Origin of the sequence: Sphingobium rhizovicinum, from assembly GCF_042647625.1 — a bacterium.
Lineage (GTDB): Bacteria > Pseudomonadota > Alphaproteobacteria > Sphingomonadales > Sphingomonadaceae > Sphingobium > Sphingobium rhizovicinum.
The window spans coordinates 809,478-832,389 of the sequence record NZ_JBHRVU010000005.1; the positions used below are offsets into that span (position 1 = coordinate 809,478).

A 22,912-nucleotide genomic window follows, 5' to 3' on the forward strand; every position below is an offset into this window, starting at 1 on the left:
AGCGCGACACCCATAGAGGAGCCAATGCCCATGCAGTCTCCAGTCCAATCCCGATCCATAACCCATATCGCATGGATGATCCCCGCCCTTGCTGCGCTGTCCGGCTGCGCCAGCATCGGATCGCTGATGTCGCCCTATTCGGAGAAATTCTCCTGCAAGAATAGCGACCATGGCCAGTGCATCCATCCCGACAAGGCCTATGTCGATGCAGTGGCCGATCGGCCCTCGCGCTCGGACCCGGCGGTCACCAACGACAATGCGTTGCTGAAGGCGCAGGGCGAGACGATGGCAACATCGGCGCCAAACTCTCCAGCGCGGACGGGCAAAGCGAAGGCCGCTGCCGCGCCGAGCGCCTATCAAGGCTATCGCGACAGCGTCTATCGCGAATTGCAGGGGCTGATCGATGCGCCGGTGACGCCGATGCTTCGTCCGTCCCGCGCGGTCCGCACGCTGATCCTCCCCTATGCCGACCGGGCGCGGCCCGATCGGCTCTATATGCCGCGTTACGTCTATTCGCTGCTCGACAAGCCGCAATGGGTGATCGGCGATTATCTGGTCGATCCGGTTTCGCCTGCGGCCAAGGCTCCAATTCTGAACCAGGTGCGCGAGCGTCCCTCGGACGAGAATGATGCGCCCGAAAGCGTGAAGCCATGAAGGCGCCCGGCTCCCGCACCGGCGGCGGCATGACCTTGCGCCGCTTGCGCCAGAGCGTCGCGCGCGACGCCTATTCAGACTATCTTCCCATGGTCGCCTGGGACGAGGAAGAGGAAGCCTTTCTCTGCATCGATGATGGTTGGGGCTATGCCTGGGAGCTGGTTCCCGCCGCCTATATGTTCGCCCATGTCCATGGCGCGCTCCAGGGACTGCTCAACATCCATTTCCCGCCCGGCACGGTCGTCCAGCTCCACGCCTTCGCCGATCCGTTGATTGACGATGCGCTCGACGCGTTTCTCGATATGAAAACGCGCGACGATCCCCTGATCCAGGCCTCGGCCCAGCAGACCTATGACTATCTGCAGAAGGGCCGCCATGGCCTCGATGCCCTCCACGGCATCCCGATCCGCAATTTCCGCAGCTTCCTGTCGGTCAAGACCCGCACGCCCATGGGCCATGACATGCGCCGCCAGATCGAGGAGCAACTTGCCAAGCTTGGCATCGAGCGGATGGCGCCCGAGCGACTGGTCGCCTTCTACCGCCGCATCTTCAATGGGGTCCACGCCCCGGCGCCCGGTGTCTTCGCGCGCGGCGAGGATGGGATCGCGGCGCGGCCGGTCCGTAAGCAGATCATCGATGCCGGCCCGGACCTGCTGTTTGAAGGCCCCGAAGTCTTTCTCGGCAATCAGGTGGCGCGCTGCCTGACGCCCAAATCGCCGGCGCGCCGCGTAACCGCCGAGCGTGTCAATCGCCTGACCGGCGGCATGCGAGGATCGTCGGAAGATAGCGACCAGATCGGCGGCCCCTTCCTCTATACGCTCAACATCCTGTTCGATCACAGCGCCTTCGAAATTCACAAACGCGCCCAGATCCTCTCAGCCCAGAAGGCGGCCGGCTCCTTCGCGGTCGAAGTCGGCAAGCAGATCGAGGAGATTGGCTGGGTGCTCGATGAAGCGGGCAACAGCAAGTTCGTCTCGGTCATTCCGACCGTCTGGCTGTTCGGCGAAACCCGCGCGCAGGCCCGCGAGATGGCGGCGCGCGCCAAACGGCTGTGGGAAAGCGAGCCCCTGCCCTTCATGATGCAGGAGGAGAGCTATCTCAATCCGGTCCTGCTGGCGATGAGCCTCCCCTTCGGCCTTTATCCTGAAGGCCGGACGATGAAATTGCTCGAACGGGACCTCCGCATGCCGGTCAAGGCGGCGGTGCTGATGGCGCCCGTCCAGACAGACTTTCGTGGCGGCGGCCGCCCGGCCCTCCTCTATACGGGCCGCAAGGGTCAGCTCGTGACGCTCGATCTCTTCGACGCGCGCATCAACAATTATAATTTCATCGTCTCGGCCGAGAGCGGCGCAGGGAAAAGCTTCCTCCTCAATAATTTGTGCCAGCAATATTATGCGAGCCAGGCGCTTATCCGGATCATCGATATCGGGGGCAGCTACCGGAAGCTCTGCACCCTTTGCTCAGGCCGCTATATCGATATCGGCGAGGAGCAACTGGTCCTCAACCCGTTCGACATGGGGCTCGCGATCGACGGCGATGACCGGCAGTCGGCGATCGCCATGGCGGTCGCGATCGTGGCCGAGATGGCCAATGCCGCGACCCGCAAGGGCGTCTCCACCTCGCAATGGAATTTGATCAAGTCCGCCGTCCAGTGGACGATCGATACGGGCCGCGCCACCACTGGCATCGACGCGGTCCGCGAATGGCTGGGCGCCTATCCCGCCCATGTCGCCACCGATCTGGACCGGGTCGATCATCTCGTGCCGGTGGCGCGCGAACTCGCCTTCAACCTCCGCGATTTCGCCAGCGATGGGGCCTATGGCCATTATTTCAACGGCCCCTCGACCCTCGACATATCGAGCGATGAGTTTGTGGTGCTGGAACTTGAACGGCTTAAGAACATGCCGGACCTGTTCAACGTCATCGTGATGGTGGTGGTGAATGCGGTCACGCAGGAGCTTTATCTCTCGGGCCGCGATCGCCCCCGCTTCGTCCTTTGCGATGAAGCCGCCCAGTTCATGAGCAAGAGCGATGGCCAGGACCTGTCGCGCCTCGCCGAGGCCTTTGGCCAGGGCTACCGGCGCGCGCGCAAATATCAGGGCAGTTTCGGCATCGTCCTCCAGTCGATGAACGACCTGCTGCTCTTTGGCGGCACCGGCCAGGTGATCCTCGAAAATGCCGCAACCCGCTTCCTTCTCCAGGGCTCGACCTATGACAAGGCGGTCGAGAACAAGATCCTCGACTATTCGGGCTTCGTCCTTGATCTCCTGAAATCGGTCCGGAACAACAAGCCCAACTACAGCGAGGTCTTCATCGACTCACCGCTGGGCCTCGGCATCGCGCGCCTTGTCGTCGATCCCTTCTCCTACTGGATCAACACCAGCGCCCCCCAGGAGGTGGCAGCATTCGAGCGCCTCCTGGCGCGCGGTGCCTCGCCCTTGGAAGCGGTGTGCGAGCTGGCCGGCATCGATCCCGACCATGTTCTAGGGCCGCGGTTCGCGCCGAGGGAGGCCGCGCAATGAAACACGGCCCCAACAACGGCAACCAGTTCGTCCTGCCGCTCGAACAGCGCGAGGCGATCGAGCGCGAGATCGAAAGTCGCGTCGCCAAGCGCATGAAGGACAAGGCCTTTCTCTGGCGCTTCCGGCTGATCACGATCGAGACGATGATGATGGCGGGCCTGATCGCGGTCGCGGGCATTCTTCTTGGCAAAGGGCCATTCGAGATTTTCCGCGCAGCCGTGCTGGTCGCCGCCGGCTGCTTTGGCAGCGGCATGATCCTCATCGGGCTCTCGGCCGGCGCCACCCATGGCTGGACCGCCCTCACGAAGCGCTTCCGCCGGTGGCGGTCATGAGCGGCATCTTTTCTGCTTGCCCCTCGACGGCTTCCGCGCGCCTGATGATCGGCGGGCTGATCCAGTCCAGCCTCGCCTGCATATTGGTGCTGATGGCGCCTGATCCATCCGCCATCATGCTGAGGGCCGCAGTCGGTCTCATGCTGCTGACCGGCATGGCCGCCTTCCTGCTCGCGATCCGCAATGAACAATCGGACCTCCAGCCCTATTGGAGGCGGCCCCGTGGCTAACGCGTCTGCACGGCCTGCAAAGCGCCTTTGGCTGATCGCGCTGGTCGCCACGGCTACGACCCAACCTGCGCAGGCCAATGTCGCGACGATCGGCCGGACCTGGCCGATCGCCGAACCCGATGCCCTGGCCGAGATCGAGGCGCGGGCCGCAAGGCAGCCGACGGACATCGCCCAAAATTTCGGGCCGCGGGCCAATTGGTCGGCTATGCAGGCGGCGTCGCTCGGTATCGCGACGCTGGCGCAGACCCGGAGCGTCATTCCCTTCTACACCCTCGATTTCGACATCAAGCTGCCCGACGGCACGATGCTCTATCCCAAGGGCTACACGTTCAACCCGCTGACCTATGTGTCGCTGCCCCAGCGCCTGGTGGTCGTCCATCCGCGTGATCTTGGCTGGGCGCTGCGCACCGCGCGGCCCGCCGACTTCATCCTCCTGACGGCGGGCGACGCGCTGGCGCTGGGGGAGAAGGTCGGTCGCCCGCTCTTCATTCTCGAGGAACGGGTGAAGGACCGGCTTGGCCTCACCGTCGCGCCCGTCATCGTCGCCCAGGCCGGGCAGCGGCTTTTGCTGACCGAGGTGCCCCCGACGCGCGAGCCGCAGCAGGTGGTGCGATGAGCCGGCTCCTTCCGCTCCTGCGCGCCGCTGCCGCCGTGATCCTGCTTGTCCTCATCGCACCCGCCACGCCCGCGCAAGCTTCAAAATGCGAGGCGGGAACGATCTTCAACCCCATCACCAAGGTTCGCTGGACCTGCATCTTTCCGATCACGATCGGCGGGGTGAAGGTCGGGAGCTTCGACAAGCTGGACAAGGAACTGGACGCCCAATCCGCGAGTAAACCGCTTTGTGCTTGCCGCAAGGGGGTAAGCTTCTGGTTCGGGGTCAAGGTCAGCTTCTGGTCCCCCAATCGTATGGTCGATGTGGTGACGGAACCGGGCTGCATGATGGCATTGGGCGCCGACCTCATGCCGACGGGCGGCAAGCTACAGGGCAGCCAGAGTGGCATCGCGGACGGCACGAACAGCAACAAGATGTTCGCCCAGATGCATTATTATATCGCGCCGGTCTGGAAGATGCTCGACATGTTCACCGACTTGCCCTGCATCGAGGATGACGGGTTCGACGTCGCGCTCATCACCGAGGTACTGCCGACCTGGCAGTCGGGGACATTGGGCGCCATCATCCAGCCCGAAGGCATATTGTTCGGCAATCCAGCAGCCGGCCTTGCCTGCATGGCGGACAGCGCCGCGGCGGCGGCCGGCAAGGTCATCGATCCGCTCTTCTGGTGCCTGGGGTCGTGGGGCTCGACCTATCCGGTCGCAGGCGACATCCATTTTGGCGACAGCGTCGAGGCCTGGGCGGGGCTGGCCGCGCGCGGCACTTTCATGATGGGACGCCTTGGCGCCCTCACCATCTCCTCGGCCGACGGCTGCTCGTTCAAGGCGCAGCCGATCTGGACCAAGAGCCGCTACAAGCTCCAGATCATGGAGCCTGTGAAGGGCGGCAAGTGCGTCAATATCGGCCGACCCGGCGCGCTCTGGTCATCGGCCAAGCATGCGCCCGCCAAGGACAACGCCCAGTTCATGCTTTTTGAAAAGGTGATCTGCTGCGCCGGGATTTCGACGCCATGAGCAGGTCGCCCACCCCATGCACCGCGCGCGGCCCAAAGGCCTCCTCGTCTGCCCGCCACAGCCCTCGGGGCCGGCTAGGCGCGCGCGATGCCGGAGCGGCGCCGACGCCCCCAGACGGCGTCGCTCCAAACCCGGTCAGCGCGGCCGTAACCCCCATGAGCCAGGGCGCCCCCTCTCCTCGCCCGCCGCTCACGGCCGCGCTGACCATCTTTGAAGGCCAGGCCGCATTTCGCCTCTCGACCGGCGACCTCATCCAGCTGCGCAACGGTTGCCGCACCGTCGAGGGAGATCAATCATGATCCTCCGACGCGATCTGGTCCTCGCAACTTTGAGTTCCACGCTTCTGCTGTCCGCCGCTGCGCTGGCCCAAGAACCGGAACCAAGCGTCAAGGATCGCGCCCGCAGCGCTGCGACCGCCTCGCGCGCCCGTACCAGCTCCAGCGACGCGCTCCAGTCCAACTTTGTGACGCCGGGGCTGAGCGGCCAGACGATCACGACCGTTGACGGCAAGACCGGCTTTACGGCGAACCTTAGCTGTCAGAAGACATCGACCCTTCTGGAAGTGCTGGTGCAGCCGGGAAGCACTGGTGACCTCAGCCAGGTCCGTATCTCCCATGACCGCGATTTCGACGGCACGTTCGACAGCCAGACGCTGCTTCCGGTGCCGGTCTCAGGCATCTGCGCTAATGGCGTCATCGCCTGCAACCCCGGCACCTGGGAGGGCTGCCGCTATTATGGCTGGGCGGTCGATAGCGCGCTTAACATCAACCTCCAGCAGACCCAGATGACGAGTCTTTCCGGCTGCTATTGTCTAAACAACAGCTGCGGTACGAACCTTGCCTGGGGCAACATTTCGGAGGTTCTGAAGGATCTGGGCGGCGGCGTGGTCGGCGCCCTCACAACCGCCGACCCGCGGATCGGCGTCGCGCAGGCGCAGATTGAGGGAACGGTGATCCGCTACACCGGCGCACAGACGACGTCCTGCACTGCCGACCCGCAAGTTTCTGCAACCCGCTACCGCAGCAACCCGACGGACATTCAGGCTGACGCCACTTCCGTCTCGCAAGGCAGCAGCGTCTTTCAGGCGCTGGCGGGGTCGGCCGCAGGGAGCGGCAAGAGGGAGCAGATCCGCAGTTGCTCGATCGAGCGTGAGGTCGCCGTCAAGGAATGGAGTTTCGACGACATTTTGGCCGTGCGCGGATCGGTCACGAAGGTCACGAGCTGCGGCACCGACTGCCGGCGCTATGAGATCCGGGGCTCGGGCACATGTGACAGCGTACCGCCCATCTACAGCGCGACATTCGAGCCACTGGCGCCGGCCCGGATAAAATCTGCGCGCATCGTCGAAATGGGCGCGGACGACTGGGTCCAGGCCAGGGTCAACGGACAGATCGTCGGCTATGCCGGCAAGCGTCCCTGGCTCGGCGAGGCATTGCCATCGGGCGACTGCCGCATCAGCGACGATCCCTGGTACAACAGGACCGCCATCGACATCACCTCCCAGGTCACCAGCGGCGCGACGGTCGTCGGCGCGCGTGTGCGCGGCGGCGGCGGCGGAAATTGGGGCTATGTCACCGTCGAAGTGCAGGTGGACACAAGCTGCGAGACGACCGAGCGACTGGTCGATCTGTGTTCAGGCTATGCGGCCGACCCGCAATGCCACCTAAAGAGCGAGACCGTCGATGACGTCGTGACGTTCAACAACGGGGTCGGCACGGGTCTCTCGCCGCTGCCGCAGACCCGGACAATGGGCACCGGCACCTGCGCCGTCCAATTGACGCGGGATTTCTTCCTGAAGGAACGTCGTTACGCTTGCGTCATAGATACAGGGAGCCAGGCTTCCCCTGACCTGTCCCGCGCCGCCTATATCATCGACCGCTCAACCGAGACCATGCTCAATGACCGCATTCAGGCGGCCGATGGCAGCGTTCAGGAAACCTCACGCGCCTTCTCGCTGCCTGCGCAAGACCCCGTCGCGGCGTGCGAACCGATCTGCAAGACCCGCAAGGCCCGCACCAATAGCGATGCGGCGCTCGACGGCGTGGTGGGCGAGCTTCAGACCTCCGACCAGGGCTGGAACAGCTATTATCATGTCTGCTCGTCCGACAATGTCTGTCCGGCAGGCGATGGCGAGGAGATCGTCTCGGCCTGCGGCTGCCTTGATGATTTTCCCGAAGCCGTCACCATGATGCAAACCGTCCGGCTCGCGGGCGCGGACCTGGTCTGCACGGCAGGCGCGCAATGAGGGCGCCAAAATCCCTCCTCGCCTGGGCGACGCTGCTGCTCGCCACCTGCGGTCAGCCCCAGCTCGCTCATGCGCAGCAATGGCTGTGCGCCGCCGACCTCAACGGCAATGGCGATGCGGCCGATGACGGCGAGATCGCCAGCTGCGCTGTGACGGCGAGCGGCGATCATCTTTGCCCGATCGAGCAGACGGCCTGCACATTGAACGCCACCGGCGGCTATTCCTGCCCCCTCGGGTCTCAATATGCCTGCTTCTCGCCCGACGGCGTATCGGCCCCGAGCTGCTCGCCCCACAGCTGCATCGACACCAGCGCCAATCCGGTCGAAGAGGAAGTGCCGGTCGACGATCCCGGCACCCCCGCCGACGGCGAGGTCGACGCGGACGGTAATTGCCTCGGAACGATCGAGATTTTCGGCGGACGCAAGCTCCGCTGCCGACCGCCGGGCCTCAGCGTCACCTTCCAGAATTGCTGCAAGGACAAGGACAAGATCATCAAGGATGGCATGGGATCGTCGATCAGTTCGATCGGCACCAAGATCGCCATCGCCAAGGGCGTATTCACCGGCATGAAGGCCGCCTACACCGCCTTCAAGGCCGGCGCGACAGCGAGCCAGGCCGCCAGCGCGGGCGCCAATGCGCTGATCGTCGGCATCGATCCGACCTCGATCGCCATCAGCCTCGCCATCAATTTCATGATGGAGGTGCTGCTCCAGGGCTGCGACCAGCAGGATATGGAGGCCGGCATGCTGCGCGGCTCGGGCATGTGCCATGAGGTCGGCACCTATTGTTCGTCCAAGATTCTTGGGCTCTGTGTCCAGAAGGCGAAGAGCCAGTGCTGCTTCAACAGCAAGCTTGGCCGCATCATCCAGGAACAGGGGCGCCCGCAATTGAAGGCGTTCGCCAATGGCTGGGGCGAGGTCAAGTCGCCCAACTGCCGCGGCTTCACCGCCGAAGAGTTTCAGGCCCTCGACTTCAGCAAGATGGACCTCGCCGAATATTATGACGAGATCGAGGCCCGCTCGGCCGATCTCATCCAATCCGACATGGAGGAGAGCGTCGATGCGTATCTCAACGCCGTTCAGCGCTAGGCTGATCATACCCCTGACGCTGGCTGCCGGATGGTCGATCGCGGCAGCGCAGGCCGCCCCCGATGCAGCCCCGCCCAAGGCGAAGGCTGCCACGGCGGCCGAGGGCGAGAAGGCCATGGAAGCGCTGGCGGACGCACAGGCGCGGGCGCGCAACGATGCCAAGCCTGACAAGCCGATCCCATCCCCCAACATCCCCGCGCCGTCCCCGGCATTGCGCAAGCGCGCCTTCGAAGCGATGCGGTCGCACAAGACCGATCCGCGCCTTGAAGAAAGGGCACGCGCGGCGCGCAAGGCCGGCGAAGCCCAGCTAGCGCGGGACCGCGAGGTGATGAGCAAGCGGCTGGCGGAGGCACTCGGGCTCGAAGCGCCATCGACGATGGCGGTGGCGCAGGCTGTGACGCCGGTTGCGCCAAGCGCATGGGTGCCGGTCCTCTTCGTCTCATCGTCTATGCCGGTATCAACTTTGAGAACCTATGCCGGCCAGCTCGAACGCGCCCGCGGCGTGCTCGCGTTCCGCGGGATAACGGGAGGGCTGACAAAGGTTGGCCCCATGGCAAAGCTCTCGGCGCAGATCCTCCGGCTCGATCCGGGCTGCGAGGGGCCTGCCTGCGCGATGCGCGATGTCCAGCTCATCGTCGATCCAATCCTGTTCCGCCAGCATGGCGTAGCCCGCGTGCCCGCGCTCGGGATGCTGCCCGGTGATCCCACCAAGCCCTATTGCGAGCGGGAGGAAGAAGGCCCGGCATCCGCCAGGGCGAGCCACCTCGTCTATGGCGACGCGGCGCTCTCAGGGATGCTCGAAACCTATTCCCGCCTCGGCGGAAAAGAGGAGGTTCGCGATGCTGCGACTCGCCTGGAACGCCGGTAAGGTCGCCTGGCCCAAGATCCGCGACCTGGCCCGGAACGCTGCCGATGCCCTCCAATCGATCGAACCCGGCCAGCCTTTCATTCAGACCCGTCTGGCGAAGGCAATCCTGATCGTCAGCGCCATCGCGCTGTTCGTTTGGTGGGCGCTTCCTCAGCTCATCTGGGTGCGTAGTCCCTCGATCGATGCCTGGGCGGTTCGAAAGGTCGGCGGCACGGTCGAGCGACATGACCTCGTCATGTTCGAACTGCGTCACCCGCTCGCAGGGCCGTTGCCGGTCAACGTCACCAAATATGCGCTTTGTCTGCCCGGAGACAGGCTCGCCTCCTACACCATGCACTCCGACCGCTATCCCAAACGGCTGGAGGCCGCCTTCTTCTGCAACGGCAGCCTGATCGGAGTCAGCAAGCCCTATGGCCGCAGCGGACAGCGGCTCGACTATTTCCGCTGGAAGAACGGTCCTGTGCCCGAGGGCCGCGCCTATATCGGCTCCGCCTACAAGGACGGGTTCGACAGCCGCTATTTCGGGCTGGTGCCGATCTCGGCGCTGACCCGCATGGAGCGGGTGCTGTGATCCGGCGCGCTCTCTCGCCGCTGGTCTTTGCCGCGGCACTGATCAGCCCGACCGGCGGCATGGCTGAAGCCTCCCCCACGGCGCCCACGAAAATTCGCCAGGGCTATTGGTGGTATGAAGCGCCCCCAGCGCCGGCAGAGGTCGAGGAGGAGAAAATCGAGAAGCCGGTCATTCCCCCGATGCCGGAACTCGCCAGATGGTCGCCACCCCGCATCCGCAAACTGATCGAGGCCCAGCGCGATTATGCCGCAACCGTGCTGAGCGTCGAGGCGGTCTCCGATTTCTGGCGGCTTCAGGATTTTGCGCGGCGCAAGGCCCGCGCCTTTGCCGGCGTCACGCAGATTGCGATGTTGACCCACCCGGAACTGAATTCCAAATCCGCCAATCCCATGGTCGGAGACGCGCGCGCCGCCTTGGGAGCGGAGAAGGAAGCCGCCCGCCGCACCTATCTGCGCGCCAATGCCCGCGCCTATGCGCTTGTGATGTTCAGCCGGACAAGCTGCGGCTATTGCCGGGTGCAATGGCCGATCGCGCAGCGCTTCCAGGAGGAATATGGCTGGCAGGTGATCCGGCAGGATCTCGACACTCATCCCGAGCTGGGGCAACGGTTCGGCGTCGACGTGACCCCCACGATCATGGTCATCAAGCGCGACAGCGCTCAGCGGATGGTGATCGCCAGCGGCGTCGAGGCCTATCCCAATCTCTCGGCCATGGCCTATCAGGCGGTTCGGCTGTTGAACGGCGACATCCGCCCCGAACAGTTCATGACGGGCGCAGGAGAAGAAGGTGGCTTCTTCGACGCCCTCGCCAATGGCCCGGTGTCAGCGAGCGCTGCTGATGATGCGTCAGGCGCGAGTGAATTGCGGGCTGACCGATGATGCGAACGCCCATTTCCCTGAACTCAGCCCAGTTGACTGAGGGCCTTTCCCTCTCAGTCGGGATGGGCCGCATTCTGCCCGGCGGCCTGCAGAAGCTTCACGGCCTTTTGGTCAAAGCTCATGAAGATATCAGCGCCCAGCCACTGCCCATCATGCGCGATGACGCCATCGGCAAAATCACCCCCGGCATCGAGGAGAGCGAGGCCAGCCTCTGCCGCACCGCGGTCCATGACGACGTTGCCGGCGTTCAGCAGCAGCCGGACCGAGGAAGCGATCTCGGCAGAGCTCAATTTGTAGCCGACCTTGAGAACCCAGCAAAACTCGCAAAGCGCCGAAAGCGGGACGGCGACAAGTTCCGCACTGGACACGAGCTTACGCGCGATTGGCCCTTGTTTGGGGTCATCCTGGGTAGCCGCACGAACCAGAATGTTGGTGTCCGCCGTGATCTTCACAGCTCTCCGGCCCAGCCTTTGCCGATGATCTCGTTCATCTCTTCGATCGAGAGGGAAGGCTGCCCTTCCCGCTTCAACGATCCGCAGAAATCGGCAATGCTGCCGGAAGGCCGCTCAGCCCGGATCCGAATTTCGCCTCCTGGCATCTTGTCGATGCTGAGCTTGTCGCCGGGATGGATGCCCAGATGCTGGAGCAAATCCTTCTTAAGCGTGATTTGCCCTTTGGCGGTGACGGTGAGCGCGTTCATCCGGCTGATCCTTTCAATCCGTCATGTAATGGAAACTTCCATTACATTCAAGCCGAGAGCGGTTATGGTGTCTCTCCCCCTCGCACTGCTGACGGTGTCCACGCCCGCACATGGCACAGGAAATGACAAGGCCAAGGCCGAGCGCGCAGCGATCCATCCTGTCACGACGCCCCGCGAATTGAGCGCCTGGCTGGCAAGGGTTCCACGCACGCGCGAGTTCCCGACGGATCTCGACCCGACATTGCGCGCGGAGGGTGGAACCTTTGTCGTCGAGATGAGCTCGGCACCCGGCTGCCTGCCCTGCGGCGACCTTTGGGCGCGCCTCCTCCGCTTCGGTCGTAGCTATGGCTGGCAGGTCCGCACCATTTCCTCCAGCGATGCACTGCTGCGTTCCGGACTGCTCGGGCTTCCATGGGTGGGGCATCCCGTCCTCTGGGTGCGGCCGACAAATGATCCGGCCCGCCTCGTACCGGCCGCGATCGGCACCGATCATGACGAGAATCTCCGTCGAAACATCTATCTGGCCACCAAGATGCTGACCGGCGTCCGGCCAGACATCGGCCTGCGCGCCATGTCCAAATATACCGGCATCGTGGCGCCCAGCGCCGCTGCCTCGACCACACCGAAGCGTAAAGGGGGCTGACCATGGCGGGTCTCAGCCCTCTTCCCCTCCAACAAGGATACCCGCCATGGTTCATGCTTCCAAGCGCACGCTGACCAGCCTCGTTGCCGTCGGTCTCGGCCTCACGGCCCCTGCCGCCCATGCCCAGGGTTGGGCGGAGAGCTGGTTCGACAATGTGACGTACACCAGCCCCGGTAGCTTCGAGGACCAGACCCGGGCTATGTGACGGCTGGGGGCATGTCGGGCCGGGTCGACGTCCATAATGACTATCTGATGAGCCTCACACTGCCCAAGGTGAAGGCCGGGTGCGGCGGAATCGACATGTTCTTGGGCGGCATGTCGTTCCTCGATCCCGATTATCTGGTCCAGAAGCTCGAAAGCATTCTCCAAGCCGCGCCCGCGGTTGCGTTCCAGTATCTGCTCGAAACGCTCGACGAGAAAATGGGCAATATAATCAGTAAGATGGAGGCGGCGACCAATTACCTCAATTCAATTCAGGTCAACGACTGCCGCCTCTCCAATCGCATGGTCCAGATCGCCAAGGGCGACGACAATATGTCGGGGATCATCGAGGAGATGACCGGATATCGCTCGGTGAAGCAGGGCTTTGCAAAAAGCTATCAGCAGAGCCGGGAAAAGATCGAATCCAATTCCAACAATCCTACCGAGGATCTGAAGGACGCGCTTTCGAACTGCCCGGCGGAAGTTACCGACATCTTCCGGACGGGATCGCTTCTCTCCCATGCAGCCTCCCGCGTGGGTGCAAGCGCCTGGGCGGGCGTGATGCGCGCGCGGGTGGGTGATGTCTACATGCGCTGGGACGATAATGACAAAGTCCCGCTCTTCTCCGCGATCCCCGCGTGCCCGGCGCAGGATAGCGATGCGCCCGACGATTTCCTGACCGGCAAGGTCCAGACCCGCGCGCTCAATATCCCGGCGACCTCCAGCGACTGCTCGCAGGATGCCGGCAAAGGCGCGCTGGCCCTATCGCGCGAGCGGCTGGAGGCGATCGCCGGCAAGATCCGCACGAAGGCGGCGCTCACGACCGATGAGCGCCAGTTCGTGGCCAATGTCCGCACGCTTCCCGTCTATCGTATGCTCGAATGGGGCGTGCGGCAGGGCGTTGTGGACTCGGTGATCGCCGATACCGACGAACTGGTGGCCCTCACCCTCGCCTATCAGATGCTGAACGATCTCACCCGGACGATCGACTTCGCGCTCACCAACGCCGAGCGCGGCGCGACCACGGCGGGCACGGCCGACAGCGGCAATGCGAATATCTGCCAAACCCGCATCCTCACCAAGGGGATCGAGCAGCTGCGGGACCTGCGCGAGGAAGTGCTGCGGCAGCGCGCGCAGATGCGGCAATCCTATCTGGCCGCGCTCAACCAGGCCAACCTCTCCGCCAACTATGCCGGCCTGCTTCGGCAGCGCGATCAGGATGCGCGAAACGCCGCCGGCGTTGCCGCCAGCCGCAATCGCTGAAGGGAAAGGCTGACCCATGCAAAGTTCCATCCGCCCCGCCCTTGCCTCTCGCTTCGGCACCATAGCGGCGGCGGCCCTGACCGCCCTGCCCTCGCCTGCCCTGGCGTTAGAAGCGAGCTATCGCAGTTACGATGGCTTTGAAGAAACGGTCGATGCTTTCCGCCTCGTCTCGATGATATTTGCCGATCCGCGCTATGAGACGCTGGTGCTGATCATGGCGATCGCCGGTATTGCGCTTGGTGCCGTCCTCGCCAGCATCAGGGGCCAGGGCATGGGGCTGGTCGCATTTGGCTTCCAGATTCTGATGGGGGTCGGCCTGTTCGTCGGGTTTGTCGCAACCACTGGGACGGTCCATGTCTATGACCGGGTGCGCAACGCCTATCAGGCCGTGGGTGACGTCCCCAATCTGCTTGTGCTGGTCGCGGGCACCACCAATCTCATCGAAAGGTCGCTCGCTGAAACGATCGACGACAACACGCTCGATCCTGCCGCAAAGCTGGAGTTCGGCGCGGGCGGCCATGCCTTCAACCTCTTCTTCAACGCCGCCTCGCCGCGCGGCCCCATAACCGACACCTTCCTCGACGCGACCCTCAAGGACTATGTCCGCCAATGTTATCCGGTCGCGCGCGTCTCGCCCGCCTATGGCGTGGACGACGACATGCTGTTCCGCACGGCGACCGATCTCCCCGCGGCCTTCGCTGCGATGGCTGGGCCGGCGACCTTCTCGACCGTCTATACAGCCGCGAACAAAGCGGGCGAAACGATGAGCTGCGCGGACGCCTGGGAGCACATCTCGGCTCGCCTCGCCGAACCGACGCTGTTCGACGACTATGTGCTGCAAAGCTGCATCCGCACCGGATTCGACGTCGACGATGCCGGGCAGCTCGCCCGCTGCAAGAGCCAGCTGGCCGAGATGGGCGAGATGATGATGGGGACGCCGCTTTCGCTTCAGGCCTTCATGACCGATGTGATGCTCGGCACCACCGTTGGCGATGTGCTGTTCGAGGATTCGCCGGCGACCGCGGCCCGGGTCATGGCGAACCGGGCGGTCATCTCCAACGGACTTGCGACCATGTCGGCGGCCAATGAGTGGATGCCCACGATCCGGGCGACGATCTTCGGCATCATGCTCTTCATGGTGCCGGTCGCGCTGTTGTTCGTGCTGACGCCCATCAACCTGCGCGTCCTGAGCTATGCGCTGGGCCTCTTTGTGTTCGTGGCGCTCTGGGGCGTCATTGATGCGGGCATCTATCAGCTGACACTTGGTCGGGCGATGGATGTGCTCGCTGAGATGCGGGCTAACCATGTCGCGGCCAATGCCTGGATGCTGGCCCCCTCCTCCGCAATGAAGGCGCTCGCCATCTTCGGGACGTTCCGAACGGCCGCCGCCGGCCTCGCCGGCGCCTTCGTATTCACCGTCTTCCGTTTCTCGGGCAACATGTTCAGCTCGCTGACAAGCGCCTCCCAAGGCATCCACAATCAGGCCGCTGGTGCCGCCGCTCCCATGGCGACCAGCGAGGGCTATGCCTCCGCGCTCGAAGCTCAGGGATCGGCCATGGGCACGGCGCACCGCAAGGCCGCAACCTCCAGCTTCGGGGACTTTGGTGAGCGGGCCTCCTTCGCCGCCTCCCGGTCCTTCGGTGAGGCGGGAACCATCATCGGCGAAGGAAGCCCCACAACGCCCGGCCAGACGGCGCTCAGCCTCGGCGGCCTCGAAGCCCAGCGCCAGCTGGGCGGCTTCGCACCAGCACTGGCCAAAGGCGATCTCATCAGCCCTGAAGCCGCAAAGGCGGTCCGCGCAAATGCCACCACCTCGGCAATCCATCAGTTCGCCGAAAAGGACGCACTCAGGTCATTGGGCACCCGCTATTTTGGTGAAGGGCAATCCGGCGAGCGCGCCTTTGCCGCCTTCGCCCAGACCATGGTTCAGTGGAAGGCGTTCGGGGACAATCGCTCCTATGCAATGATGCATCAGGCAGCATCCCGTCATTATGAGCGCGGGGGCTACAGCGCCCAGGACGCCGAACTCAAGGCCACGAGCATCATCGCCGAGGCGTCGAGCGATCCCACGTTCGGCAAGCTCATCGCAAATGCCTGGGATCAGGAGCAGATGCTGCGGAACGATCTCACCGGCGCGCAGGTCAATGTTGGCGCCATGGAGGGCCGACGGGAATTCGCTGGCCAGGATGTCTCCCAAATCGAGCGCGGAAACGTCGCGACCGAGCAGGCCCATCGGACCGGCGGAAATCAGGGGCAGCGCAATGCCTCGGCCATGCTTGGCCTGTCGGTTCAGGAAACGAGCCGCCGCATTTCCTTCATCAATGCCCTCTCCGGCGAAGCCCGCTCTTCGGCCATCACCCAGCTTGCCCGTGCGACCGGACGCAACGAGGCTCAGGTCGAAAAGGCTCTCGCCACCTTCTCGGCGGCCACGCAACTGGGCACCGCCGACGGCACGACCGCCGAGGCCGCGCGGGAAGGCACGAGCGTCTATGGCCGGACCAGAGAAGCAGCGGGCTATGATTTTGCCGAACGGTCGGGCAAGCTCGATGCCCAACGGGAGGTCGGGCATGACGGCACCCGGGCCGCGGCGCGCATCGGCGAGCAGCGGCGGCAATCCGATAATTTCGGCTTTGCCGAAGGCGCAGAAGCTGCTGGCACGTCCGTCCGGGGTGCCGCAAATCTCGACGCCTTCATCAAGACGCTCAGCCAAACCGCCGGAAATCAGGTCGACCGGGCAGAAGGCGGCGCCGAGGGCATTGCCGATCGGGCGCGCAATGACCGCCTCACCCGGATCGTAGATGCCGAACGCCTCACCCGTATGCAGGGGCTGCTCCGCGCCAATGGCATCACCATGTCCAAGCGGCAGCTCGCGATGGACCAGAATGGCGACCTCAGCCTCAATCTGACGCCGCAGACCGCAGCGCAGATGTGGCGGGCCGGCCTCATCAACGAGAGCCAGCTTGGAGTGGTGGCCAATGGCGGCAATGCCCGCTTCAGCTTTGCGGGGAACGACCTGCTGGTTTCGTCCAGCGCGGGATTTGAGCAGAGCGCGCGGAGCGACACGAGTACGCGGTTCGAGGCTGGCAAACAGGCAGGCCCGGACACCGTCGAGCATTTCCTGGGCGGCGGTCAAGAAGGTCACGAAATGATGGCAAGATGGCTGAAAGGCGGGTTTGAAATGGACCGGCATGGCCAATGGCGTTTGAAACCGCAGGTGGCAGATACCTTACAGCGGGATGTTCAAGCCTTCATATCCCAATCGGGATGGACGAGATCGCTGAGCCGTAGCGCAACGCATGAGACATCGAACAACATCACGGTCGGTGCCGAGATCGGCGGACAATCGAATGTACTGGGAGGGGCCCAAAGTCGGGGGCGCAAGGCGGGAGCAAACCAAGCGTTGGGCCATTCCGGTTTTGAACTGAGTGGTCGTACATCAGACAGCGGATCGGGCGCGATTGACGCCAGCTCGACCATCGACATATTGAACTATGACGTGCGTTCTTCTTTAGCCAACGCAGAGAAGGCAGCGGCCAGTTCCTCGCACCCCGAAGCCGCATTCACCCATGAGTTAGGGAGACAGATCCTTGGGGATCAAGGTCTACGGAACCGCTATCTGGGAGACGCAGATGCGGGCCGAGGCGTTTGGGATGCATCTGCTCCAGTTACTTCGGCCGAGCAGGCGAAAATTCTGAGCGACGGGCGGTTCTCTGGCGACCTCAGTGGCAGTTGGATCGATGGAGATCCCACATTCAAAAAGCGCTAATGCTTTCCCTTGGCTCTCTCCAAGCGCTGCTGACGATGCCGGTAGCTCATCGGATTCATCGGATGCCAATACCAATCTGGATTACCGGGATCGGTAGGATCATTTCCGCGCCGCCGCCTATGCAATTCCCATTCCTCCTCGGTCAGCGGCCGCATGGAACCAAATCGATACCGCCAAGCGGCCCGAAAATAGCCGAAGCCGAGACCACCAATGAAAAGGTAGGGGTTCAGGACAAGCGCCATCGTCAACGTGGCGACGTCCTCATGAGACCGCAAAAAGTCGCGAGGGAGGAAGAGACCAAGAAGCAGAACGAGAAGAATGAGCGCTATCCACAGCTTGGCGTACCAGGGTCGCCAAAACCAGTCGCGCAGCAGCGGCCGTTTTAACGGCTCTGGGATCGGGGCTTTATCGGTTCTATCCATGCTTCACTGCCTCGCGCAGACAGTTGCAAATTTCCGCCTGCTTCGCGCTATGAGATGTCGCCGATATGGCGCATCTTCCTTGCAAGTGATAGCATAATCGGTAAAGTGATAGCAATCTGCTTGCGCTATGAGGAGGCCCTGTGCGAACGGTGACTGTGAGGAATTTGCCAGATGAGGTTCATCGGGCAATTCGCGCGCGTGCAGCTTCCCATGGAAGAAGCACGGAAGCGGAAATCCGGGACATTTTGGAGCAGGCAGTGAAACCGTCCGACCGTGTTCGCATGGGGGATGCTCTCGCCCAGATCGGCAGGGAGGCGGGCCTGACGGATGCTGACGGAGACTTGCTTGCCCAGAAGCGTGGGCCAGCGGCCCCCATGAGCTTTGATTGATGATCGTTCTGGATACCAATGTTGTTTCCGAGGCCATGAAGCCGTCAGCGGAGCCCAAGGTCATCGACTGGCTCAATCGCCAGCCTGCTGAGACGCTTTACTTGACCAGCGTGACCCTCGCAGAATTGCTGTTCGGCATTACGGCGCTGCCCGAAGGCAAGCGCAAACATGCCCTGTCCTTTGCATTGAATGGACTCTTGAAACTGTTTGATGAGCGGATTCTTCCGTTTGAGACCAAGGCTGCGCAAAGCTACGCGGCCCTCGCCTCCCATGCCAGGGCGGTCGGCAAAGGCTTTCCAACCCCGGATGGCTACATTGCCGCCATCGCAAAGGCGACAGGCTTCTCCGTTGCGACCCGCGACACCGCGCCTTTCGATGCAGTTGGCGTCACGGTTATCAACCCTTGGATTTCGCACTGACAGCTCAAAACCATGCGAACAAACCTCGATCACCTTCCAGCCTCAAAGCAGCGCGAACTGGAGCGCGTGGTGCAGATCATCTTCGAGGAATTCGGGGATGCCAACAATCTCGCCACCGGCAAGCGCAAGGCGGGCCGCATTCACAAGATCATCCTCTACGGCAGCTATGCGCGGGGCGGATGGGTGGACGAGCCGCACACCGCCAAGGGCTACAAGTCTGACTATGACCTGCTCATCATCGTCAACCAGAAGGAGCTGACCGACCGGGTCCAATATTGGGAAAAGACCGACGAGCGGCTGATGCGCGAACTGGCCATCACCCAGACGCTCAAAACCCCGGTGAACTTCATCGTCCACACTTTGCAGGAGGTCAACGACGGCCTCGCCCATGGGCGATATTTCTTCATGGACGTCGCCAGTGAGGGGGTCGCGCTCTATCAGGCAGACGAGAGCGAACTCCATAAACCCAGGCCAAAAACATCGGCGCAAGCGCTGGCTATGGCGAAAGAATATTTCGAGGAATGGATGCCCAGCGGCGTCGAGTTTTTCGACAACTTTAAATTCAATCTTGGCCTGTCGAGATACAACAATGCGGCATTTCAGCTTCACCAAGCGGCAGAGCGGCTATATCATTGCGTCCTACTCGTCTCGACCTTCTATACCCCACACGTCCACAATCTCGGATTCCTGCGAACCCAGGCCGAGCGGCTTGATTTTCGCCTGTACAACGTCTGGCCGCGCGAGACGCGGGCCGAGCGGGGAATGTTCGAGAAGCTGAAGGACGCCTATGTTAAGGCACGCTATTCCAAGCATTATACTATCAGCGAGGAAGAACTGACTTGGCTCGGTAAACAGGTCGAGGAACTGGGCCGCGTGGCCCATATCGTGTGCAGCGAGAAGATCGCCGAGTTGAAGGCGGCTGTTGCCACATAATGAAGCCAAAGGGTCATGAAGGGACTGGCGGATTTCCATTTGCCCCTCGGACCTTCCAGCCAATCCTCTCCGGAGCAAGGCTATGGAGATAGCGGCCAATGATACGTAGAGCGGCGCGACTGCTCCGCGGCGCACTCAGTAAGGGCCACTGATCTCGGACGCCCCCATCCGGTGGCTACGGTGCCGGTCGTTGTCAAACATATCTAAAATCGCGAAGCTGGTAAGTAGGCCTCGCCTGTCTCGTCGGCATGCCGCCAAATCTTTTCCATTAACGGCGTGAGGCCCTCGTCGCTCGACAAGGCACGCATCAGATGCACTCCATCAATGCAGACGAACTTCAACTCGCCCTTCCCGTTCATTCCTGCGATAGCTTCGGGCGAATAGCCATTGATTGAAACGAACAGGCCCCGGGTATCTGCCGTTTTCCCGCGTATCTTATAATCAAACGCACCAAACTCGCTTCCCGCGGCCGGATTCTTAGTCCATTTAGCCTCGACCAGATGCGTCCGCGCGCGCCAAAGGAAGGAGCCATCGATCTGCTCGCCTGTCAGCTTGAATGAACGACGGGCGTCCAATCCTTCGAAATCAAACAAATCGCTGAGGAACGTCTCAAATAGATACCCTCGGGCTTGAGCATTACCCTCGCTCATCAACCCGGTGAAGCGATCGCGCAATGCGTCGCGCGTCTCAGTTCGCCTCGTACGTGCTTCCGCTCGGACCCGATGCTCAGCGGCATCGGCTTCACGAGCGGCCTTCTCCCTCTCCTCGCGCATTTCCGCCTTCAATTCCCGGTCAGTCCGGATTTTGCCGCGCAGAGCTTCGATTGCTGATTTGGCGGCGTCACTCGCGTCAGATGTCGTTAGCTGCGTTAGGCTCGTGATTATCGCGGCGAGGACGTGATCGCCTGCATCACCTTGTTCAGCCAATTCTGCCATGACCGCTTGAACGACGAATCGCTTCGGAGCCTTGGCATATTTGCCTGATGCGATGCTGCGATCCTCCGCAGCCCCCCGGGCAGCGGCGAGCACCGCCGACTTCAGGCCACTCCTCAAAAGAAAAGCGTCCAGATTGCTGTGAAACTTGAACCCTTCGCTGAGTGCGTCCTCGACGTAGGACAATGTGGCTGCGTCGAACGCCATATTTCTTCCCTTGTTCATCATTGTGCGGATCGTTTGTGTGTAAGGATATAGTAGGTCGCTGTAAAAATCTGAACCTTGGAAATATGTGCTCAGTCGATAACTAACCGTGCACCCGCACCGCTCGTTGCGGCAATCCGACAGCGATTTCTTGTCTCGATTTGCGACAGCCAAATGATCAGGATGTGTACAAACCCAATCAGTTCATATGTTCTTGGCAAAACACAAAGAGTGACGCAATATCATGCCGAGTTTGGAAGGGATGAGGCAGATTTGGCGACCCGATTTAATCACAGCGCGGCGCCCATGGTTTCGGGGGTCATTCTCCAATTTGAACGCGCGCTCTACCATCTTGCTATGGCCGCTGACGGCGAATCCGTTGCTGTCGAGCAGGTAGATGATGTATCTCGGCACAAGGCTGGCGCGACCGTTGAACAGGAACAAAATAAGAAGACCCTCACGCGCAAAAATTCCATACTTGGTGACAGAAGCCTAGACCTTTGGCGTACGCTTCAAATCTGGGTCCAAGGAATTCGCGAAACCTCAACGCCTAGCGCGCGCTATCTTCTCGTCACGAATGCGAAACCCGGTGGCACAATCGCAGAGGCCATCCGTCGCCCGGCAGATGTTACTCGGAATGCCGCAATCGTCGCTGCTCTCAAGGCCGCAGGCCGACTTCGTCGGACAGACGGGTCAGATATTCGCTCGACCAGCAAGATCCAGACTATCATCGATGATGTGCTATCCACGGACGATGATACACTGTTGGATCTCGCAGCTCGCACCGAACTTGTCGAAAACTATGATAGCGCGGCAGCGCGTCCGGGTATCGCAGCAAGGCTCGGACTGCATCCGGATGTGGACCGCGATGTCGTCCTCGATGCGACAATGGGCTGGATCGTCAATTGCTTGAAATTGGCTTGGGACAGCAAGCAAAGCGGGACTATCTCGAAGGAAGACTGTCTGAGATATGTCCGGGGGGTCGAAGCCCGTCAGATTAGGAGACGATGGCTACCCCGCCCTCCTCGGGAGTTGCCGGTCGCAGAGAATGTGATCGCGAACGCGAGGGGCAAGGCTTTTGTCCATCAGCTTGAGCGCATTGAACTTGATAACGATGAGATCGTGCAGGGCATCGAGCATTGGGTGAGGTTCAACACCGAGCGTCACCGCCTTGCGCTTTCCGGTGACATTCCTGACGAGGAATGGGGGGATCGTGCTGAACGCCTTCGGCTCCGATGGGAAAATATCGACCGTTTGGCTGCTCGCACGCACAGGAACGTTTCGGCGGTTGATCGCGGCTACCATGTGTATTCCCAAACCACCTATAATCACCGCGAAAATCTTGGCGGCAATAACTGCGACGAACTATATATGACTGCGGGTCACTACCATCGCCTTGCGGATGATGAACGGGTTCGCTGGCATCCGGATTATAAGGCTGTTTGACAGTGCGCGAGGATCACGAGGAACTTGTCCTGCGGAATCCTGCATTCGTCTCCTGTGCGCTCTGGTATTTCGCCCGTACCTTCTCGGATTCTCGTGAAGGACGTTCCCCGACGCTAGCCCACATGGTGCTCGCTACCGCGATGCTTCTTCATGAGAGAACCGTCGAGAAAATCGCGCGGATGCAATTTGAAAGCGGCCTACTAAAGGCTGTCGTCGAAGAACCGGAGCTGTTCGCTGGCTTGCAACGCCGGGTGGAAGCAGCTTTGCCAGTTTGTCTCACAGCGCTTCAGGTAGGGGTGTCCACGCAGTTGCTGATGCGTGACGGTGATTCGGGACTCCCAGCCTTTCGCGCAGGTGGCGCGGCCCTTCCGATTCCGATCCGCCAGAATAATTCGACGAATTCGGCTGCCCGTAGACTCGGAGCGTGGATTGCCGCTGATGATCTACCAATCCTGCAGGCAAGACTGGGAGTGAAGCTCTAAATATGAAGCTGTTCATCCGCGAATTGATCATCTGGCCCGAGGATCCCAATTTCGAACCTCACATCGTGCCATTCGATCCAGAGAAGATCATGGTG

Annotated in this window: 23 protein-coding genes and 1 pseudogene; 20 read left to right on the plus strand and 4 right to left on the minus strand. The window is 62.1% G+C overall.

What is annotated here, in order from left to right; translation table 11 throughout:
* Positions 1–30: 30 nt before the first annotated feature.
* The 12 genes from ACFOKF_RS22325 to ACFOKF_RS22380 all read left to right on the plus strand — a co-directional run bounded on the left by ACFOKF_RS22325 (position 31) and on the right by ACFOKF_RS22380 (position 11,017).
* Positions 31–654, plus strand: a complete 624-nt coding sequence (locus ACFOKF_RS22325; RefSeq protein ID WP_380798788.1) for a TraV family lipoprotein — start codon at positions 31–33, stop codon at positions 652–654.
* Positions 651–3,176: a TraC family protein gene (locus ACFOKF_RS22330; RefSeq protein WP_380798789.1), complete on the plus strand. Its 2,526-nt coding sequence runs from the start codon at positions 651–653 to the stop codon at positions 3,174–3,176. Before ACFOKF_RS22325 ends, ACFOKF_RS22330 begins: the two co-directional genes overlap by 4 nt.
* A complete protein-coding gene (locus ACFOKF_RS22335; protein ID WP_380798790.1) occupies positions 3,173–3,508 on the plus strand; it encodes a hypothetical protein in 336 nt (111 codons plus the stop codon). Before ACFOKF_RS22330 ends, ACFOKF_RS22335 begins: the two co-directional genes overlap by 4 nt.
* On the plus strand, positions 3,505–3,738 hold the full coding sequence (locus ACFOKF_RS22340) for a hypothetical protein (RefSeq protein ID WP_380798792.1): 234 nt from the start codon (positions 3,505–3,507) through the stop codon (positions 3,736–3,738). The genes ACFOKF_RS22335 and ACFOKF_RS22340 overlap by 4 nt, the downstream gene beginning before the upstream one ends.
* Positions 3,739–3,769: 31 nt before the next feature.
* Positions 3,770–4,354, plus strand: coding sequence for a conjugal transfer protein TraW (locus ACFOKF_RS22345; protein WP_380799326.1), 585 nt, complete (start codon positions 3,770–3,772; stop codon positions 4,352–4,354).
* Positions 4,351–5,367, plus strand: a complete 1,017-nt coding sequence (locus ACFOKF_RS22350) for a TraU family protein (protein WP_380798793.1) — start codon at positions 4,351–4,353, stop codon at positions 5,365–5,367. The genes ACFOKF_RS22345 and ACFOKF_RS22350 overlap by 4 nt, the downstream gene beginning before the upstream one ends.
* Positions 5,368–5,522: 155 nt before the next feature.
* A complete protein-coding gene (locus ACFOKF_RS22355) occupies positions 5,523–5,666 on the plus strand; it encodes a hypothetical protein (RefSeq protein WP_380798795.1) in 144 nt (47 codons plus the stop codon).
* A complete protein-coding gene (locus ACFOKF_RS22360; protein ID WP_380798797.1) occupies positions 5,663–7,612 on the plus strand; it encodes a hypothetical protein in 1,950 nt (649 codons plus the stop codon). Before ACFOKF_RS22355 ends, ACFOKF_RS22360 begins: the two co-directional genes overlap by 4 nt.
* Complete coding sequence (gene traN, locus ACFOKF_RS22365; protein WP_380798798.1) at positions 7,609–8,700, plus strand: conjugal transfer protein TraN; 1,092 nt, start codon at positions 7,609–7,611, stop codon at positions 8,698–8,700. Before ACFOKF_RS22360 ends, traN begins: the two co-directional genes overlap by 4 nt.
* Entirely contained in the window at positions 8,672–9,568 is an 897-nt protein-coding gene (locus tag ACFOKF_RS22370) for a type-F conjugative transfer system pilin assembly protein TrbC (protein WP_380798800.1), read from the plus strand. Before traN ends, ACFOKF_RS22370 begins: the two co-directional genes overlap by 29 nt.
* Positions 9,540–10,139, plus strand: a complete 600-nt coding sequence (locus tag ACFOKF_RS22375) for a S26 family signal peptidase (protein WP_380798801.1) — start codon at positions 9,540–9,542, stop codon at positions 10,137–10,139. Before ACFOKF_RS22370 ends, ACFOKF_RS22375 begins: the two co-directional genes overlap by 29 nt.
* Positions 10,140–10,198: 59 nt before the next feature.
* On the plus strand, positions 10,199–11,017 hold the full coding sequence (locus ACFOKF_RS22380; RefSeq protein ID WP_380799328.1) for a conjugal transfer protein TraF: 819 nt from the start codon (positions 10,199–10,201) through the stop codon (positions 11,015–11,017).
* A gap of 53 nt (positions 11,018–11,070) precedes the next feature.
* Here ACFOKF_RS22380 and ACFOKF_RS22385 read toward each other — a convergent pair whose 3' ends face one another.
* Both ACFOKF_RS22385 and ACFOKF_RS22390 read right to left on the minus strand, forming a co-directional pair.
* On the minus strand, positions 11,071–11,469 hold the full coding sequence (locus ACFOKF_RS22385; protein ID WP_380798803.1) for a type II toxin-antitoxin system VapC family toxin: 399 nt from the start codon (positions 11,467–11,469) through the stop codon (positions 11,071–11,073).
* Positions 11,466–11,717: an AbrB/MazE/SpoVT family DNA-binding domain-containing protein gene (locus ACFOKF_RS22390; protein ID WP_380798804.1), complete on the minus strand. Its 252-nt coding sequence runs from the start codon at positions 11,715–11,717 to the stop codon at positions 11,466–11,468. The genes ACFOKF_RS22385 and ACFOKF_RS22390 overlap by 4 nt, the downstream gene beginning before the upstream one ends.
* A gap of 64 nt (positions 11,718–11,781) precedes the next feature.
* Here ACFOKF_RS22390 and ACFOKF_RS22395 point away from each other — a divergent pair, with 64 nt between their 5' ends.
* From ACFOKF_RS22395 to ACFOKF_RS22405, 3 genes and pseudogenes are all read left to right on the plus strand, one after another.
* A complete protein-coding gene (locus tag ACFOKF_RS22395; RefSeq protein WP_380798805.1) occupies positions 11,782–12,360 on the plus strand; it encodes a hypothetical protein in 579 nt (192 codons plus the stop codon).
* 46 nt (positions 12,361–12,406) lie between these two features.
* Positions 12,407–13,824 (plus strand): annotated as a pseudogene (locus ACFOKF_RS22400) (conjugal transfer protein TraH).
* A 16-nt stretch (positions 13,825–13,840) separates the two neighbouring features.
* Positions 13,841–17,590, plus strand: coding sequence for a conjugal transfer protein TraG N-terminal domain-containing protein (locus tag ACFOKF_RS22405; protein ID WP_380798807.1), 3,750 nt, complete (start codon positions 13,841–13,843; stop codon positions 17,588–17,590).
* Here ACFOKF_RS22405 and ACFOKF_RS22410 read toward each other — a convergent pair.
* Positions 17,587–18,012: a hypothetical protein gene (locus tag ACFOKF_RS22410; RefSeq protein ID WP_380798809.1), complete on the minus strand. Its 426-nt coding sequence runs from the start codon at positions 18,010–18,012 to the stop codon at positions 17,587–17,589. The genes ACFOKF_RS22405 and ACFOKF_RS22410 overlap by 4 nt on opposite strands.
* 155 nt (positions 18,013–18,167) lie before the next feature.
* Between ACFOKF_RS22410 and ACFOKF_RS22415 the strand changes: the two genes are divergently transcribed.
* From ACFOKF_RS22415 to ACFOKF_RS22425, 3 genes are read left to right on the plus strand one after another with little or no spacing between them, the layout of a single operon-like run.
* Positions 18,168–18,401 (plus strand): FitA-like ribbon-helix-helix domain-containing protein, encoded by a 234-nt coding sequence (locus tag ACFOKF_RS22415; protein ID WP_380799329.1) that lies wholly within the window; start codon positions 18,168–18,170, stop codon positions 18,399–18,401.
* The gene (locus ACFOKF_RS22420) at positions 18,401–18,820 is read left to right on the plus strand and encodes a type II toxin-antitoxin system VapC family toxin (protein ID WP_380798811.1); all 420 of its coding nucleotides are present in this window, start codon (positions 18,401–18,403) and stop codon (positions 18,818–18,820) included. The genes ACFOKF_RS22415 and ACFOKF_RS22420 overlap by 1 nt, the downstream gene beginning before the upstream one ends.
* A gap of 12 nt (positions 18,821–18,832) precedes the next feature.
* Positions 18,833–19,753 carry a HEPN domain-containing protein gene (locus ACFOKF_RS22425; RefSeq protein ID WP_380798813.1) on the plus strand — a complete coding sequence of 307 codons (921 nt, stop codon included), beginning with the start codon at positions 18,833–18,835 and terminating at the stop codon, positions 19,751–19,753.
* Between the two features lie 203 nt (positions 19,754–19,956).
* On the opposite strand, the gene ACFOKF_RS22430 is transcribed toward ACFOKF_RS22425, so the two are convergent.
* Positions 19,957–20,892 (minus strand): hypothetical protein, encoded by a 936-nt coding sequence (locus tag ACFOKF_RS22430; RefSeq protein ID WP_380798814.1) that lies wholly within the window; start codon positions 20,890–20,892, stop codon positions 19,957–19,959.
* 228 nt (positions 20,893–21,120) lie between these two features.
* Here ACFOKF_RS22430 and ACFOKF_RS22435 point away from each other — a divergent pair, with 228 nt between their 5' ends.
* Positions 21,121–22,335: an ABC-three component system protein gene (locus ACFOKF_RS22435; RefSeq protein ID WP_380798816.1), complete on the plus strand. Its 1,215-nt coding sequence runs from the start codon at positions 21,121–21,123 to the stop codon at positions 22,333–22,335.
* A gap of 2 nt (positions 22,336–22,337) precedes the next feature.
* Positions 22,338–22,817, plus strand: a complete 480-nt coding sequence (locus ACFOKF_RS22440; RefSeq protein ID WP_380798818.1) for a three component ABC system middle component — start codon at positions 22,338–22,340, stop codon at positions 22,815–22,817.
* Positions 22,818–22,912: the final 95 nt, after the last annotated feature.